The sequence below is a fragment of the Thiosocius teredinicola genome, assembly GCF_002009425.1.
GTDB lineage: Bacteria > Pseudomonadota > Gammaproteobacteria > Chromatiales > Chromatiaceae > Thiosocius > Thiosocius teredinicola.
This window is the reverse complement of the sequence record NZ_CP019936.1, coordinates 4,195,371-4,212,337: the sequence shown is the minus strand read 5'-3', so window position 1 is coordinate 4,212,337 and position 16,967 is coordinate 4,195,371. Positions and strand designations below refer to the sequence as shown.

Annotated in this window: 14 protein-coding genes; 13 read left to right on the top strand and 1 reads right to left on the bottom strand. The window is 61.2% G+C overall.

The window, feature by feature from the left end:
- Positions 1–539: 539 nt before the first annotated feature.
- The 10 genes from B1781_RS19890 (at position 540) to B1781_RS19845 (ending at position 11,104) form a co-directional block, all read left to right on the top strand.
- Positions 540–1,040 (top strand): NUDIX domain-containing protein, encoded by a 501-nt coding sequence (locus B1781_RS19890; RefSeq protein WP_164513479.1) that lies wholly within the window; start codon positions 540–542, stop codon positions 1,038–1,040.
- Entirely contained in the window at positions 1,018–2,658 is a 1,641-nt protein-coding gene (locus B1781_RS19885; RefSeq protein WP_078121322.1) for a phosphotransferase, read from the top strand. Before B1781_RS19890 ends, B1781_RS19885 begins: the two co-directional genes overlap by 23 nt.
- Complete coding sequence (locus tag B1781_RS19880) at positions 2,651–3,544, top strand: GAK system ATP-grasp enzyme (RefSeq protein ID WP_078122155.1); 894 nt, start codon at positions 2,651–2,653, stop codon at positions 3,542–3,544. Before B1781_RS19885 ends, B1781_RS19880 begins: the two co-directional genes overlap by 8 nt.
- Positions 3,541–4,632, top strand: a complete 1,092-nt coding sequence (locus B1781_RS19875) for an HprK-related kinase B (protein WP_078121321.1) — start codon at positions 3,541–3,543, stop codon at positions 4,630–4,632. The genes B1781_RS19880 and B1781_RS19875 overlap by 4 nt, the downstream gene beginning before the upstream one ends.
- Before the next feature lie 6 nt (positions 4,633–4,638).
- Positions 4,639–5,610, top strand: coding sequence for a histidine phosphatase family protein (locus tag B1781_RS19870; protein ID WP_078121320.1), 972 nt, complete (start codon positions 4,639–4,641; stop codon positions 5,608–5,610).
- Positions 5,610–6,314, top strand: a complete 705-nt coding sequence (locus B1781_RS19865; protein ID WP_078121319.1) for a histidine phosphatase family protein — start codon at positions 5,610–5,612, stop codon at positions 6,312–6,314. The genes B1781_RS19870 and B1781_RS19865 overlap by 1 nt, the downstream gene beginning before the upstream one ends.
- A gap of 63 nt (positions 6,315–6,377) precedes the next feature.
- Entirely contained in the window at positions 6,378–7,712 is a 1,335-nt protein-coding gene (locus tag B1781_RS19860; RefSeq protein ID WP_078121318.1) for a metallophosphoesterase family protein, read from the top strand.
- An 11-nt stretch (positions 7,713–7,723) separates the two neighbouring features.
- Positions 7,724–8,056 carry an amphi-Trp domain-containing protein gene (locus B1781_RS19855; protein ID WP_078121317.1) on the top strand — a complete coding sequence of 111 codons (333 nt, stop codon included), beginning with the start codon at positions 7,724–7,726 and terminating at the stop codon, positions 8,054–8,056.
- 22 nt (positions 8,057–8,078) lie between these two features.
- Entirely contained in the window at positions 8,079–8,345 is a 267-nt protein-coding gene (locus B1781_RS19850) for an amphi-Trp domain-containing protein (protein WP_078121316.1), read from the top strand.
- Positions 8,346–8,542: 197 nt separating this feature from the next.
- Positions 8,543–11,104, top strand: a complete 2,562-nt coding sequence (locus tag B1781_RS19845) for an EAL domain-containing protein (protein ID WP_164513478.1) — start codon at positions 8,543–8,545, stop codon at positions 11,102–11,104.
- A 39-nt stretch (positions 11,105–11,143) separates the two neighbouring features.
- On the opposite strand, the gene B1781_RS19840 is transcribed toward B1781_RS19845, so the two are convergent.
- The gene (locus B1781_RS19840) at positions 11,144–13,153 is read right to left on the bottom strand and encodes a cyclic nucleotide-binding domain-containing protein (protein WP_078121314.1); all 2,010 of its coding nucleotides are present in this window, start codon (positions 13,151–13,153) and stop codon (positions 11,144–11,146) included.
- 57 nt (positions 13,154–13,210) lie between these two features.
- Here B1781_RS19840 and B1781_RS19835 point away from each other — a divergent pair, with 57 nt between their 5' ends.
- The 3 genes from B1781_RS19835 to fusA all read left to right on the top strand — a co-directional run bounded on the left by B1781_RS19835 (position 13,211) and on the right by fusA (position 16,965).
- Positions 13,211–14,155 carry an acetylxylan esterase gene (locus B1781_RS19835; protein ID WP_078121313.1) on the top strand — a complete coding sequence of 315 codons (945 nt, stop codon included), beginning with the start codon at positions 13,211–13,213 and terminating at the stop codon, positions 14,153–14,155.
- A 205-nt stretch (positions 14,156–14,360) separates the two neighbouring features.
- Positions 14,361–14,606, top strand: a complete 246-nt coding sequence (locus tag B1781_RS19830; RefSeq protein ID WP_078121312.1) for a YdcH family protein — start codon at positions 14,361–14,363, stop codon at positions 14,604–14,606.
- Between the two features lie 265 nt (positions 14,607–14,871).
- Positions 14,872–16,965 (top strand): elongation factor G, encoded by a 2,094-nt coding sequence (fusA, locus tag B1781_RS19820; protein ID WP_456300675.1) that lies wholly within the window; start codon positions 14,872–14,874, stop codon positions 16,963–16,965.
- Positions 16,966–16,967 lie beyond the last annotated feature (2 nt).

Genomic DNA, 16,967 nt, shown 5'->3' with positions numbered 1-16,967 from the left:
GTGACGTTGGCATTGCTTTTGTCGCTCGGAGCAGCCTCCCGAGCGGGGCTGGCGCTGCTAGTTGCCGGCGTGACGGCCACGCGCCCGGCGGCATTCGGGCGCGGGACTACTGCAGGCGTGTTCTCGCAGAAGGGACACCGCTGGCCGGATGTCCGCATAGGTGGATTGTCGAGCGGGCGGATACGTCGAAAAGCCGGGCACATCGCATGATGCGGCCTCCTGTGGGATTGCAATCCCATCGGGTGTATGTGCCCGCCGAAGATCGTGATCGAAGCGCCGACGTTGTTCCCGGTCGATTGTGTGCATCCCGCCCGGCCGTGTGCGCCCTCGGAAACTACCACCGGGGGGTGTTCGCCATGCGCACTGTGCAGATGGCCTTTGCATCGAGTTCGGGCCATTGTGTTCACGCGCTCTGTACTCAACGCATCGTGATCGAACCGACGGACTACATGTTGTTGCGGTAAAGACATTCACACATTGAGCAGTCACAATAGATGTATGGAAGCGACCAGCAACATCCATCGACGAAATGCCCGCTCGTGATTGAGACGCTGCCCGGAATCAGGAATGCCGTCCGCGCCTTGATCGTGCGCGATTCGCACTTGCTGGCATTGCGCAAGACAGGCGGCGGTCGTGGTGAACGATTCGCCTTGCCCGGTGGTGCGCAGGAACTGGGCGAATCCCTGACCCAGGCGCTCAACCGCGAGTGCATCGAAGAGATCGGGACCGCAGTTGCGGTGGGCGCGATGGTACAGGTGGCGGATTTCTTCAAGCTCAGGAATACCCAGCCTCCAACTCGCCGTCACGTTGTTGAGTTTCTGTTTCGTTGCGAAGTTCCGGACGGCTACCAAGCACGCAACGGTGAGCGTCCGGACAAATACCAAGTGGATGTCGTCTGGGTGCCGCTGGATGAAGTCGATGGTCTGAGCCTGTTACCGGCATTTCTTGCCGACGGCATTCGTCGACAGACTGCGTTTGACGGCAACCACACCTTGTATCTCGGTGCATTCGAAGACGATGCGATTACCAGCGAGCATTAGAGAGAATCTTCGCTTTCTCTGTGTCGAGGTCGATTCGCAGGTGGGTTATCTGCAGAACTACCTGCTTGAGCCCTCGGCCGCGGTCGGTAAACGCGTCCTGGATCGCGGGGGGTACGCCTACAATCTCAAGATGCGCATCCAGAGCAGCTGTGCAGACCAGCTGGCATCGCAGAAACCGAACGATTCAGATCCGCTGGCGCTGCGCAGCATCGAGTTCATCGCAACCAAGCTCGACCAGATTGCGGCTTTGTGTCGCGACTGTATCCGTCAGCTGCGCGATGTCGAAGGTTTGAACCGGATAGCGCCCAAGGCGTATGTGTCGATGCTGCAGCGCGTGCGCCAGGGCATGGAATGGATCGAACCGGCCATTGTGGAAAACGATACGCGACGGGCGCTGAAGATCGGTGAGTTGGAGAGCAAGCTGGATCGGGACTACGCGAAGCTGATGAAGCGTCACATCGCCGGTCTCAAGCGCAAGGGCAATACCGAAGATCTGACGCATGGCTTGCTGGCTGCACACTGTATCGAACAGATGGGCGATGCGTTGTTGGAGATGGGTGAGGCGGTTTTGTCGGTCAACCTCGGTCAGCCGGTGAACCTGGAGCGTTTTCGTTCGATGCAAGCGACGGTAGAGAAACTGGATGTCGCTGAGGACATCAGCGAAGTGCAGATTAAAACTATCGCCCAGACCCGTTCGGGAAGTGCTATCGCAGGTATTGCGTCTTCGCACCGCAAGTCGGACGGGTACGTCGGCATCTTCAAGGACGGTCATAAAGGCAAGCTCAAGGAGGAACGCGCAGGCGTGGAGAGCTGGCACGAGATCTACCCCGGGTTGGCGCCGAAGATACTGTCCTATAAAAAACGCGGCCAGTCGGCTGCGTTGCTGATTGAACACCTGCCGGGGCTGACCATCGAGCAGATCCTGTTGCACGAATCCCCGAAGCTGCTCGCCGAATCGTTAAAACGGCTCGGCAAGACACTCAATTCCGTATGGCGTGAGACGCACACCGAGCAGCCGGTGTCGGCGGGTTTCATGCATCAACTGGAGTGTCGACTGGACGATGTCTATCGCATCCATCCCGAGTTTCGCGAGGACAACAGCCGGATATGCGGGCTGGAAGTGCCGGGCTTCGATTCGCTGGTCAGGCAGGCAAACGATTACGAGGTGGCATTCGCCGCGCCTTTCTCGGTCTACATCCATGGCGATTTCAACGTCGACAACATCATCTATGATCCCATCGAGAAACGTATCAACTTCATCGATCTGCACCGCTCGCGCTACATGGACTACGTGCAGGATGTCTCGGTGTTCATGGTGTCCAACTACCGCTTACAGGTTCTCGATGCGCCGCTGCGCGATCGTATCCTGATGTCGGCGAGGGATTTCTACGGCATGGCAAGGCGATATGCGAAACAACGGGGTGACGAAACCTTCGATCTGCGACTGGCGCTTGGACTGGCGCGCTCGTTCGCCACGTCTACGCGGTTCATCCTCGATGAGTCCTTGGCACAGGGCATGTTTCTGCGTGCGCGATACCTGCTTGAACGGGTGCTGGCTACGCCGCCGCACAAGGCAGCCCGTTTTCGTACCCCGGTGAAGGAGGTCTTTGTTGGCTGATCTGCGCATTGGAGTAATCGGCATACCCGGTGCCTGGTCGACCGAGGCCTTGGCCGATGCCGTCGAGCAACGCACAGGTTTCCGCCTGGTGATCGATATGGGGCGCGTGCAACTCGATCTGGGCGCTGGGCGGCTGCGTTTCGGCGAACACGATCTGGGCGATCTGGATGGTTTGATCGTCAAGAAGATCAGCGCCGTATACAGCCCGAACACCCTCGATCGACTGGAGATGCTGCGCGTTGCCGAACACGCCGGCGTGCGCGTGTTCAGCGGTGCCGAGAACATGTTGCGTCTGATCGATCGCCTGAGCTGCACGGTGACCCTGCGCGGTGCCGCCATTCCGATGCCGGATACCCTGGTCACCGAAGACGTCGACGGTGCATTGGGTGCGGTTCGTGGTTTCGGCCAGGCCGTGTTCAAGCCGCTGTTCTCGACCAAGGCGCGCGGTATGGTGGTGCTGGATGCCGATGAACCGGAACAGCGCGCGCGGACGGCTATCGAAGATTTTCATGCCGACAATCCAATGATGTACATACAACGGAAAGTCGACCTTTCGGGGCGCGATCTGGGCGTGGTGTTTCTCGGTGGCGAGTATCTGTGCACCTATGCGCGGGTATCTGAAGGCGATGCCTGGAACACCACGATCCACAGCGGCGGACGCTACGCTGCCTATTCGCCGTCGCAAGAGATCATCGATCTCGCGACTCGCGCCCAGGCGCCGTTCGGTATGGACTATACGACGGTCGACGTCGCCGAGACGGCTGACGGTCCGATCGTGTTCGAGGTGTCGGCTTTCGGCGGGTTTCGCGGTGCGCTGGAGGGCGCCGGCGTGGATGCCGCAGCGAGCTACGTGGAATATGTTGTTGAGCGGTTGAGGGGCGTATGAACAGTTGCACTGTCTGTGAAGACTTCGCTACCCGGCTTGTCGGCAACGCCGTGCTGAAGGAGCAGGCGTTGTGCCTGCTGCTCGGTGACTGTCGCATACGTGTGCGCAGCAACGCCGACGAACTGATCGAACGGCTGCGCCGCTATTTCGGTTTCGTCGTGACAACCGACGACGGCCACGATATCGATGTGATAGCCGTCGAGCGTGATGCTCCACAACTCGATGTCGAGTTCGTTGACTGGCGACGCGAGCCGGGGAAAACGGGGCGCAAAGACAGTTGCCACGATTTTGCCGGTGGTCGCCTGGTGCGCAAGGTGCGCACTGGTATGGTGTTTCTGCAAAGTGAATCGCGGCGTATTGCTGCCGGCCCGTGCCTGGACAACGACAATCAGGTGATCAACTTCATCATCACGCAATACATGAACTGGTTGCAGGTGCGCGACTGGTTGATCTGTCATGCGGCGGGCGTGGTTCGCAACGGCAGCGCGTGGGGCCTTGCCGGTTTCTCCGGCGGTGGCAAGTCGACGCTGATGCTGCGCCTGCTCGAAGATGACGCCACCCGGTTTCTGAGCAACGACCGATTGTTCGTCTCCCGCCAACCCGGCGGCGTACAGGCCGCGGGGGTGCCCAAGCTTCCGCGAATCAATCCCGGCACCATCGTCAACAACCAGCGTCTGCACCCCTTGATCCCGGAATTAGAACGCGCTGCATTGCTTGAGCTGCCCGCGGATCAGCTCTGGGAACTGGAGCAGAAGTACGACGTGATGATCGATCAACTTTACGGGCCGGGTCGTATCCGGATGCAGGCCCCACTCGATGGATTCCTGGTATTGAACTGGGATCGGCACAGCAATGCGGCAACCCGGCTCGAACGAGTCGATCTACATGAGCAGCGGGCGTTGTTGGGCGCGATCATGAAATCGCCCGGGCCTTTCATGCAATATGCCGATGGCAGTTTTCTCGGCAATCAGTTGACCCCCGACGAGGATGTTTATCTGGTGGCTTTCGCAGATGTGCCCGTCTATGCCGCCAGTGGTGGTGTCGATTTCGACGATCTGGCGCGACAGTTGAAGAGCCTGGTGAGGTAAGCACAGGTGAGCCACGAACTTCTCCTGATGCGTCATGGCAAGGCCGATCCCGAATTCGATGGCGAGGATTTTCGGCGTCCACTGACTGACCGCGGCAAGCGCGCTGCGCAGCGAATCGGCGCGTGGCTCGCGCGTGAACGCCTGGTACCGGATTACATCATCGCGTCTCCAGCCTCACGTGCCCGGGTGACCGCAGAGAATGCCTGCAAGGTGATGGGCATCGGTGCGCAGCAGGTCCACACTGATGAACGGCTGTATCTCGCAGACGAGATCACGTTGAAGGCCGTGCTGGCCGAGGTGCCATCGAACGCACGCCGCGTGATGCTGGTAGGCCACAACCTGGGGCTCGAGCGCCTGCTCGTCGATTTGTCCGCCACACGGCTGCAGCGCAACCGCAAGGGTAGATTGCTACCGACTGCGACCTTGGCGCGGTTGCGGTTGGCGGATGGCTGGCGCGACCTGGCCGCTGGGTCGGCGAGCGTGCTGAATCTGCAATACCCGGCGGACTTGCCCGAAAAATTTCCCTTCCCCGGTCCCGACGGCGAACCCACCCGTGACCGACCCGCCTATTACTACACCCAGTCGGCCGTCATCCCTTACCGCGTGACTGCCGGGCAGGTCGAGATCCTGATCATCCGCTCGAGTCGCAATAAACACTGGGTGGTACCCAAGGGCATCGCCGACGTCGGCCTGAGCATGCGCGAATCTGCCGCCAAGGAGGCGTGGGAAGAGGCGGGCGTGGAAGGCGTCGTCGGCGACGAATCCCTCGGCAGCTATCAGTGCACCAAGTGGGGAGCCAGCTGCACCGTAACGGTGTACCCGATGGCCGTAAGCCGCGAGATCGGTGATGACGAATGGCAAGAACGGCACCGCGGTCGGCGCTGGGTACCGCCGGATCTCGCCGCCGGCCTGCTCAGGCAGCCCGAGTTGCGCCCGATGGTGGAGCGACTCGCGCGGCGTTTGGCGGTGACCGACTGATGGGCAGACTGTTCGTCGCGTTGATCCGCCACGGCGACTACCGCCAATTGCCGGGCACGCCGAGTGCCCATCAGCCTTTCCCGCTCACGGATAGCGGCCGGGCGCAGGCCGCGCAGGCTGTCGAGATGCTGCGCGAAACCTTGCGCAATGAGGCTTGGAAACTCGAACCACTGATCGAATGCTCGAACCTGCTGCGTGCCTGGCAGACCGCGCAGATCATAGCCGATGGTCTGCAGGATGCAGCGGCCGGCGGGGTGCGTCTGCGCGGCACCGATGCGCTCGCGGAGCGCGGTCTGGGCAGCGCGGCCAATCTGACCTTGCAGCAGATCGAGGCGGCTGTCGCCGAAGACCCGCGTTTCTCGCCGCTACCCAGCGATTGGAAATCGAACAGCCGATACCGCCTGCCGTTGATGGGTGCCGAGTCCCTGCTCGAAGCGGGGGAGCGCGTCGCCGCGTATATTCGTCAATGCATGGCGGACATGGCCGTACACGATACGCCGGAAGACCGCCTCAAGCTGTTCGTCGGTCATGGTGCCGCGTTTCGACACGCTGCTTATCACCTAGGGGTGCTGGAGTACGCCGACATCGCCCGCTTGAGCATGTATCACGTGCACCCGGTGTACCTTGAGTGTATCGGCGACGACTGGCGACACGTCGGCGGCGAATGGAAGGTCCGCCATGGTTCCGGATCTTCGCTGGATTAGTTGTACAGCGAGTTGAGCATGTGCCGGGTATAGATCGAAGCAAGCGGGAGACAACCCAACAAGATGTCTGAAAAGCACGGTTCGATCGATCTGCCGAACTATCGCGGCAGCAAGTGGGTACGTGAGGGATTGCCGGTGACCAGCGAGTCGTGGTCGCTCGGCAAACCTTCGCAGAAAGATGCGCGACGCCGCCATCATCATGGCCTGGTCAAGGCACTGAATCATGCGGTTTCTCACACCCCGATACAGTGGCCGAAGCGGCCGATCTATTTCTTCGCCGATCCCCACGCCGATGCGGAAGCGTTCAGCGCCTCGCTGGTCGCATCGGGTGGCGTTCGCCGGACTGGCCCGAAGGTGCGCGACTTCCGCCTGACCAAAGCCGGCCGTGATGCGCTGTTCATCATCGGTGGCGATTTCCTCGATAAGGGGCCGAGCAACCTGCATCTGCTGCAGACGGTGCGCGGCCTGATCGACAGCGGTGCGCGCGTGAAACTGCTCGCCGGCAACCACGATATGCGTTTCTTCATGGCCATACGCGCGTTGCAGCAACCGCGCGATCTGAAGACCGAGCATATGTTCGTTCGCATGGGCCCGAAGGGGGTGCCGTTGCTGCGCGAGGTGCATCGACGATACCTGCGCGGCAAACAGGCGTTGCGCGGCATACCCGACAAGAAAGAATGTCGGCGCAGGCTGTTTCCCTCACCCGGCTGGTTCGACGAGTTTCCGGAGATCGCGCAATGGTTGATGCCGCCCCGCGCGATCGAGCGTGAACTGGTGAGGATGCGCAAGAAGGTGGACGGTTTCGAACAGGCCTGTGCCGATGCCGGCCTGTCGCTGCGCGATGTCTATGCGGCCGCGATGCGCTCTCAACAATTGTTCCTCGAACCCGACGGCGAATTCGGCTGGTTCTTCGGCGACATGCAGCTTGCCCATCGTGCTGGTTCATTCCTGTTCGTCCATGCCGGGCTCGATGATCGGATCGCGACCCTGATCGAAGAGGAGAGCGTCGCCTATCTGAACGAACAGTTTCGCCAACAGATCAGACACGATCTGTTCGAGTTTTATTACGGGCCCCTGGCCAACACGATGCGCACCAAGTACCGCGGGGTGGATATGCCGCTGACCCGGCACGGTGTCGAGCGTGCCTATCGTCAGGGCCTGCACACCGTGGTGCACGGCCATCGCAACCGCACGACCGGTCAGCGTCTGACATTGCGTCGCGGCATGTTGCATATCGAAAGTGATATCACCATGGACCGCAATTCGCGGCGCAAGGAGAACATGGACGGTTACGGTGCCGGCGTCACGATCATCGATCCTGCGGGCTATGTCCTCGGCATCAGCACCGATTATCCACATGCCAAGGTTCTCAGGCCCGACGCCCTGAACAAGGAGTAAGCTGCACACCCATGCGCCAGAGCAAACAGAGCTTCAGACACGAATCCCTGCAGAACCGCAAAACGATTCAGGACATCCTGAAGGCGATCACCAAGGGCCTTGGCAAGGGCAAACTCACCTTCAGCGATGAAGACGGCGAGATCGTGCTGCAGCCGCGCGATCTGCTGAATCTCAAGGTTACGGCGAGTCAGGACGACTCGCGCAACCGGATCACGGTGCGCATCACCGCAAGGAGAACATGGACGGTTACGGTGCCGGCGTCACGATCATCGATCCTGCGGGCTATGTCCTCGGCATCAGCACCGATTATCCACATGCCAAGGTTCTCAGGCCCGACGCCCTGAACAAGGAGTAAGCTGCACACCCATGCGCCAGAGCAAACAGAGCTTCAGACACGAATCCCTGCAGAACCGCAAAACGATTCAGGACATCCTGAAGGCGATCACCAAGGGCCTTGGCAAGGGCAAACTCACCTTCAGCGATGAAGACGGCGAGATCGTGCTGCAGCCGCGCGATCTGCTGAATCTCAAGGTTACGGCGAGTCAGGACGACTCGCGCAACCGGATCACGGTGCGCATCACCTGGCAGGACGAGGACGAGGTGAAGTCGAAGAAACCGCTGGCGGTCGACTAGCCGTCAACTCCGGCTGGGCCGCCCGCTACGGCGCCGCCCGGTGTGGGAAAAAGGATCTTCAAGTCGGCGGGCGGCAGGCCGATGACCCAGGGATGAACTTAATTCTTTCGCAGAATCCGGCCCTGGCCGCAGCGTCACCTGGCGCTGAAGCTGGCCGCAGGCGATGCAGCCTCATATCCCGCATCCGGCTGGGCTGCTTGTATCTGCTGCTGATGGCGATGCTGGCGTCAGCCACGATTGCCGCCGAATCTCCGCGATTCAAGATCGGCGTTTTCGACAACAGCCCGATCGTCTTTCAGCAAGAGCCCGGCAGGTACGCCGGCCTTTCGGTCGAGTTCCTCGATTCGGTCGCAGCCAGCGAATCACTGACGTTCGATTACGTCTACGGCACCTGGAAGGACGTGCTGTCGCAACTCGAGGCGGGCGAGATCGACCTGCTTGTCGGTATCGCGTACACCGCAGAGAGGGCGCAGCAGTTCGATTTCACGACCCAGACACTGATCAACAACTGGGGCGTTGTCTACCGCAATCCATCGGTCTCGATTACCTCGCTGGCGGACCTGCAGGGGAAACGGGTGGCGATGATGGCGCGCAGCATTCACAGCCGCGTGTTCCGTCAGTTGATGGACGAATTCGGATTCGAGTTCGAACCGGTCGAGGTGTCGTCTTACCTCGACGCGCTTGCTGTCACGGAGGCCGGCGACGCCGATGCGGCGGTGATCAACCGCGTCATCAGCCTGTTGAACGGCGCCCAATACGACGTGATCGAAACCGGCGTGATGTTCAATCCCGTGGAAGTCCGTTTTGCTTCGCCGAAGGGCAGGCACGCCGCGCTGCTGGCGACGATCGATCGCCATCTCACGGCCCAGAAGCAGGACCCGGCATCGGCCTACCACCGCTCCCTGGCGAAATGGTTCAGCGCGACGGGACGGGCAGAGCTGCCGATGTGGCTGGTCTACCTGGGCGCGATGATCGCGGGGCTGCTGGTGGTGCTCACGCTGACGAACCACCTGATCCGGCGCAAGGTGGTTCAGCGCACGCAGGAACTGACCGACAGCGAGCTGCGCTTCCGCCAGTTGGCCGAGAACATCAACGAGGTGTTCTGGATCGGCTCGCCCGACTGGAACGCTGTGCACTACGTCAGCCCGGCCTATGAGCGGGTATGGGGGCGCAAGTGCGAAGAGCTGTATGCCGATCCGTTGGCCTGGCTCGAGTCGGTGCATCCCGACGATAAGGAGCAGGTCCGCAGCGATATCGAACGCAAGGTATCCGGTGATCTCTCCGATCCTGCCTTCAGGGAGTATCGCGTAATCTCTGCAGCGGGCGACACGCATTGGATCTTTGCGCGTGCCTATCCGATCGTCGACGAGCAGGGCAAGGTCGTCAAGATCGCGGGCATCGCCGAGGACATCACCAGCCGCAAACGGGCCGAGGAAAAGATCAACTTTATGGCGATGCATGATCCTTTGACCCGCATGCTGAACAGGTTTGCGTTCGAGCGCGAGCTGGTGCAACTGATCAAAGACAAGCCGTCGACGCAGGCCCGGCATGCCTTGCTGTACATAGACCTCGACCAGTTCAAGGTCGTCAACGATACCTGCGGACATACGGCCGGCGACAAGATGCTCATCAGGCTTGCGGGATTGTTGCAGGACGCGGTCGATCCGCACGGTGTGATCGCACGCCTGGGTGGCGACGAGTTCGGCGTGATCTTGCGCAACATCTCGCTGGAACGCGCCGATGCGCTGGCGCAACAGCTGCTGGAATTGATCAAGGGCTTCCGCTTCGTATGGGCGGAACAACGCTTTTCGGTCGGTGCGAGTATCGGCCTGGTGATGCTCGAAGACGATCACCTCAGCGAGCTCGATCTGTTGAGCGCCGCCGATATGGCCTGCTATGCGGCCAAGGAGCGTGGCCGCAACCGGATACACATCTACTCGCACGACGATGTCGAACTGGTGCGTCGGCATGGCGAGATGCAGTGGGTCGGCCGCATCAACCATGCCTTGGAAGAGGATCGTTTCGTCCTGCACAGACAGTGCATCGCGCCGTTGTCCGATGGCTCAGCAGACAGCACATGCCATGAGTACCTGCTGCGCTTGTTCGACGAGCAGGGAGAGCTGATCTATCCGGATGCCTTCCTGCCTGCGGCGGAGCGCTTCGAGTTGATGTCGCGACTGGATCGTTGGGTGGTCGGTCGCGTGTTCGAGTTTCTGCATCAAGACCGCGACGACAGGGCATCCGCTCGTGCCGGCATACTCGCGTTCATCAACCTGTCGGGCCAGGTATTCACCGACGATGGTTTCGTCGACTTCGTGATCGGCGAATCGCGGCGGCACGGCGTCGAACCGGCCAGTATCTGTTTCGAGATCACCGAGACCGTCGCAATCGGCAATATCGAGGTGGCGAACCGCTTCATTCGGCAACTTGCAGAGCGTGGTTTCAAGTTCGCCCTGGATGATTTCGGCACCGGCATGAGTTCGTTTTCCTACCTCAAATCGCTGCAGGTCGATTTCGTAAAGATCGACGGCGTGTTCATCAAGGATCTGTTCGGCGATCCCATGAATGCCGCCATGGTCGAAGCGATCACCCACGTTGCACACACGGCCGACCTCAAGGTGATAGCCGAGTGGGTGGAGACGGCCGACGTCGTCGATCGGCTCAGGGCGATGGGCGTCGACTATGCACAGGGTTATGCCATTGAACGCCCGGCCGCGCTGCCTGATATGCCCGGGTTGGATGCTGTGCGTTCGAACTGATCCGCTGCGTGATTGCCGGACCGAGACATTCGACGACGCTCAGGCGCGAGCTTTGATCTTCTCGCCTCGGCCCGCCAGGCTGATCGCCTGTCGCACGTAGCCCTGGTAGTTGCGCTGCAGTTGATCGACGAAGTCGAGCAACGCCGCCTTGTCGTTCGGATCGCGTACCCGTTCCGAAAGGCGAAATGGCTCGAATACGATTGCCGCGGTGGTCGTCTCGGTCAGCCGTTTATCGAAGTTGGCAACCGCAATGGGCACGATCAGCGGCTCGGGATCGACCGCGGCTGCAAGGCGGAAGGCTCCGGGGCGGAACGTGCCCGGCGATGCCTCTGTGCTGCTGCAACGGCCCTCCGGTGCGATCAGCAGGTTTTTTCCCGATCGCAGATGCTGCGCCGCACGTTCGATGAAACGGCGATTGCGGCTGTCGCGCGTCAGCGCCTGGTCTTGATCTTCCTCGTCGACGTCACCCGGATAGACGTACAGATAGTCCAGCCGATCGAAATACTGCTGATAACCGAACCAGCCCATCTCGGGTTTGCGCACGACCCTGACCGGCGCCTCACCGTAGCACCTGTACAGGATCACACTGGAGACGAAATGGCTGTCGAGGGTGAGGCGAAAGGCATTGGGCAGCATCGTGTCCATGTGGTTTTCCAGATGGTTCATGATCACGATGTTGCCGGGTTGCTCCGGTAGCAGGTCTTCGCCGGCGGTGCGCCACGACAGCGGCTCGAACAGCGCGAGAAACGCCTGCATGCTGCGGGTACGGACCTGTTCCGGCGACAGGTTGGCGGGCGCATTGGCGACGGCCTCGTAGGCGTTTTGCAGTCCCTGGTAGAAATCGAGTTCGCGATGTACGTCCTGCAACACCTCCAGCGAGAGTTCCGCGAGGTTGCGCTCCGTCGGGTCGCCATGTTCGCGGGTCAACTCGAGGGCATGGAAGGCGTCGGACAGGGTCAGGCGGTTTTCCAGCAGGTACGGAATCTTGTGCAGCGGCGAGGTCACCGGCAGCGATTCGGCGGCCTGATCGATGATCGTTCGCATGGCCTGTATCTGCGCGCCGTAGCGTTGGGCCACCATCCTGACCCGGGTGAAGCGCAGGCGAGAGCCGATGGCTTGCAGTATACGTCGCATGATCTGCAGCCCGAGCGCCGGCTCCTGGTCGCACAGCTTTTCGAGGCTATCGCTCGGCAGGGCGACCGCGTGGGTCACATCGATGGCGAATGCCGAGGTCCGGTAGCGGCGCGGATCGACCAGCGCAGACCAGCCGATGGGATCACCCACGCCTTCGAGCGCACGCAGGAAAACGCAGCGTGCACCGCCGTCGTCGCAATACGACATGCCGACCCGGCCATCGACCAGCAGGTACAGGAACTCGGCGATCTCGTGTTGACGGAACAGCTCCATGTTGGGGGCGAAGGTCTTGACGATCGCCTGGTGCGCCAGCCAGTCGAGCATGCGCGGTTCGAGGCCTTCGAACAGCTGTGAATGATTCAGAAAATCGACCATGACCTGCGACGACTGCAGGCTGCTGGGCGTCCACGGCAGGTCGGTCTGAACGATCGGCTCAGGCATGCGCTTGGGCGCCGCCTCCTGCCCGCCGGCCGTTTCGAGCAATCTCGCGCGCTCGGCTTCGAGCCGGCCTGCCAGCGATTGATTCACGCGGCGCAGCAGCGTGAGGCCGCTGGCCGGGTCGTTCGCCAGCAGGTCGTCGACGATGTGGTGCGGGATGCGTAGCAGCCGGCATGCGCCTTCGCAGCGTACATTCGTGGTGTAGCGATACGGTGGCCTGAAGATCGACCAGCCGATGATCAGCCCGGGTTCGCGGCCGACCCCCACCAGCAGGCTGCCGCTGCCTTCGACGTCGATCAGGAACTGCACATGCCCGGACAGCAACAGGAACATCGCGATCGCACGATCGTGCTGCCTGGCGACCAGCGCGTTGTGTTCCGGTTCGACGATGGATGCGGCGTCGGCCAGTGTGCCGAGCACCGACCTGGGCAGGCCGCGAAAGAACTCCAGCTCATTGAGTGTGTCGATCGTCACCATGCCCGGTATCCTCGACGCTGGCTGCCGCTCGTGTCGGCCTGGGGTAGAGTTTAGATCATGCGACGCGCCTTCAAACCGGCCACCACCCGCCCGGAAGATTTCGACATCTTCTGGGAAAGCACGCGCCTGCAGCTATCGCGGGTCGATCCCGCCGTCGAGCGCCGTCATCTGGAATCTGCCGAAGACGGCAGCGTGGATCTGGAAATCGTGTCGTTCCTGTCGCTTGGCGGTGTCCGCATTTTCGCCAATTGGCTGCACTGGAACGACGCTGTTGCTCGGCCGCTGGTCATCTCCAGTCACGGCTACGGTTCGCAATGCCGGCCGCGCTGGGACTGGGCGCGGCGCGGCGTCAATGTGCTGGCTGTCGACATCCGCGGATTCGGTATGTCGCGCGATGCCCTGCCGAATCCGTCGCGCTGGGGTTATGTGCTCACCGGCATCGAGTCGCCGGAGATGTCGGTGATCCGGCTCGCGGTATGCGACTACCTGCAGGCCGCCCGAGTTGGCCGTTTGCTGCACGGCGATCGCCTTACGCGCTGCGTGTTCGAAGGCGTGAGTTTCGCCGGGGGGCTCGCACTGATGGCGCAGGCGGTCGGCCGCGATTCGGACCTGCTGGCGATAGGCGTACCGACGTTCGGATGGGCCGAGGGCCGCAATCTGTTCGTCAAATCGGGGTCGGGCGCCGAGATCAGCAGGTATCTCGCGCAGCGCCCCGATCATGTCGAGGATGCGATGGTCGTTTTGCGCTACTTCGACGCGGTCAACTTCGCCGATCGGGTTTCCTGCCCCGTGCTGCTGGCGCTCGGGCTCGAGGACGACGTGGTTCCGGCCAAGACTGTTTACGGCATCGCCAATCACTTTAATGTCCCTTGCGAGATCATGGAATTTCCGGTCAGCCACAGCGGCGGGCCGGAAGAGGCGCAGTGGGCGCGCTTCGACGATTGTTGGTCGGGCTATGCGCTGAACGGGCTGCCTCCGGGGTTCGGCGAGCGTGACCGCTGATCGGGTGGGTGTCGGTATTCGGTGCCGCGGGTGCGGCCGAAGCGGGCTGCGAAATCTCCGATGGCCCTTGCGAAAGCGGCTCCCTGCGAGAACGGATTCGCGCCGCGGCCGGGAAATATCGATCCGGTCGGGTAGTCGCCTGCTGCCGATTGGCCGATAATTCACCTTCACCCACCGACTGACGCGACCCCGAGGGATTGGCCTTATGTTCGGAGAGCGACACGACCTACACCACGAGTTTCCAGAGCACGCCGAATTGATTCATCGGCTGTTGGGCAGCGATCAGGAATTCGCCGCCCTGTACAAGCAGTACGACGATCTGGATGCCGAAATCCTCGATCTGGAGCAGAAGGGCGAGCCGGTCAGCGACGAGGTGGCCGAGGAGATGAAGTACCGGCGCGTCCAGCTCAAGGACAAGCTGTACGCCATGCTCAAGTCACACGCCGGCTAGGCGCCGGCGAGCTTGAAACCGCCGCCGGCGGCAGGCTCGCGACACCGGCTGCGGTCGCCGCTCGGCATCGTGGCCACGCCCGAGCGCGCCGCTGAATGCCCCCGAATGGTGCGGGCTGCGAAATTCCGCCGCTGCGCGGCCGTCGAGCGGGCCTGGCCGACCTCGAACCGACCCGCCGATTCACCCGGAAACTGCGGATACTTGGGGAAATTTTGGCCAAGTACGTTTATGCTACGCACCCTCAGAATTTTGCATACCCTTTGAGATCATTGAAATGACTGACCTAAGCCTATACCGGAACATCGGCATCTTCGCCCACGTGGACGCGGGCAAGACCACCACCACCGAGCGTATTCTCAAGCTCACAGGTAAGATCCATAAGACCGGTGAGGTGCATGACGGTGAGGCCACCACCGACTTCATGGAGCAGGAAGCCGAGCGTGGTATCACCATTCAATCAGCCGCTACGTCGTGTCAGTGGGACGGTCACCGTTTCAACATCATCGACACCCCCGGACACGTTGACTTCACCATTGAAGTGTACCGCTCGCTGAAAGTACTCGATGGTGGCATCGGCGTGTTCTGCGGCTCGGGCGGTGTTGAGCCGCAGTCGGAGACCAACTGGCGCTACGCGAACGATTCGGAAGTTGCCCGCGTTATCTTCGTCAACAAGCTCGATCGTCTGGGTGCTGATTTCTATCGCGTTGTCGATCAGGTCGAGAACGTGCTGGCGGCCCGCCCGCTGGTCATGGTGCTGCCGATCGGCATCGAAGACGACTTCAAAGGTGTCGTCGATCTGATGAGCATGAAGGCCTATGTCTGGGATGAATCTGGTCTGCCGGAAAACTTCGAGATCACCGATATCCCGGAAGACATGGTCGCCAAGGCCGAGGAATACCGCGAGAAGATGATCGAGACGGCCGTCGAACAAGATGACGACCTGATGGAGGCTTACCTGGAAGGCAACGAGCCGTCGGTCGATGACCTCAAGCGCTGCATCCGCAAGGGCACCATCGCGCTCGACTTCTTCCCGACCTACTGCGGCTCGGCATTCAAGAACAAAGGTATCCAGCTGGTTTTGGATGCGGTTGTCGACTACCTGCCGAGCCCGACCGAAGTCGAGCCTCAGCCCGAGGTAGACCTCGAAGGCAACGAAACCGGTGAGAAGGCGATCGTCGATCCGGACCGGCCGCTGCGCGCCCTGGCGTTCAAGATCATGGACGACAAGTACGGCGCCTTGACCTTCACCCGCATCTATTCGGGCCGCATCAAGAAGGGTGACACGGTACTCAACACCTTCACCGGCAAGACCGAGCGTATCGGCCGTATCGTCGAGATGCATGCCGACCAGCGTGAAGAACTCGATTCAGCGCAGGCCGGCGACATCATCGCCCTGATCGGCATGAAGAACACCCAGACGGGTCACACCCTGTGTGACCCGAACAAGCCGGCTACGCTCGAACCGATGGTGTTCCCGGAACCGGTTATCTCGATTGCGGTCAAGCCGAAAGACAAGGGCTCGGTCGAGAAGATGGGCCTGGCGATCAACAAGATGGTGGCGGAAGATCCATCGTTCCGCGTCGAGACCGACGAGGAAAGCGGCGAGACTATCCTCAAAGGCATGGGCGAACTGCACCTCGATATCAAGGTCGATATCCTCAAGCGTACCCACAAGGTTGAAGTCGAAGTCGGCAAGCCGCAGGTGGCGTACCGCGAGACCATCAGCCAGCGTGTCGAAGACAGCTACACCCACAAGAAGCAGTCGGGTGGTTCGGGTCAGTTCGCGAAGATCGACTACGTCATCGAGCCGGGTGAGCAGAACTCGGGTTATCAGTTCGAATCGGCCGTCACCGGCGGTAACGTGCCGCGTGAATTCTGGCCGGCAGTCGACAAGGGCTTCAAGATGAGCATGCAGCAGGGCACGTTGGCCGGCTTCCCGTTGCTCGACGTGAAAGTCACCCTGGTCGACGGTGGCTTCCACCCGGTTGACTCCTCGGCGATCGCTTACGAAATCGCTGCCAAGGGTGCTTACCGCCAGTCGATTCCGAAGGCTGCTCCGCAATTGCTCGAGCCGATCATGAAGGTCGACGTGTTCACGCCTGACGATCACGTCGGTGACGTCATCGGCGACCTGAACCGTCGTCGTGGCATGATCCAGGGCCAGGAAGCCGGAGCGACCGGTGTGCGCGTCAAGGCGCAGGCGCCGCTCGCTGAAATGTTCGGCTACATCGGTGATCTGCGTACCATGACCTCGGGTCGCGGCCAGTTCTCGATGGAGTTCTCGCACTACGCACCGTGCCCGAACAACGTGGCCGAGCAGGTCATCAAGGAAGTCGAAGAGCGCAAGAAGAAGGGCTGATC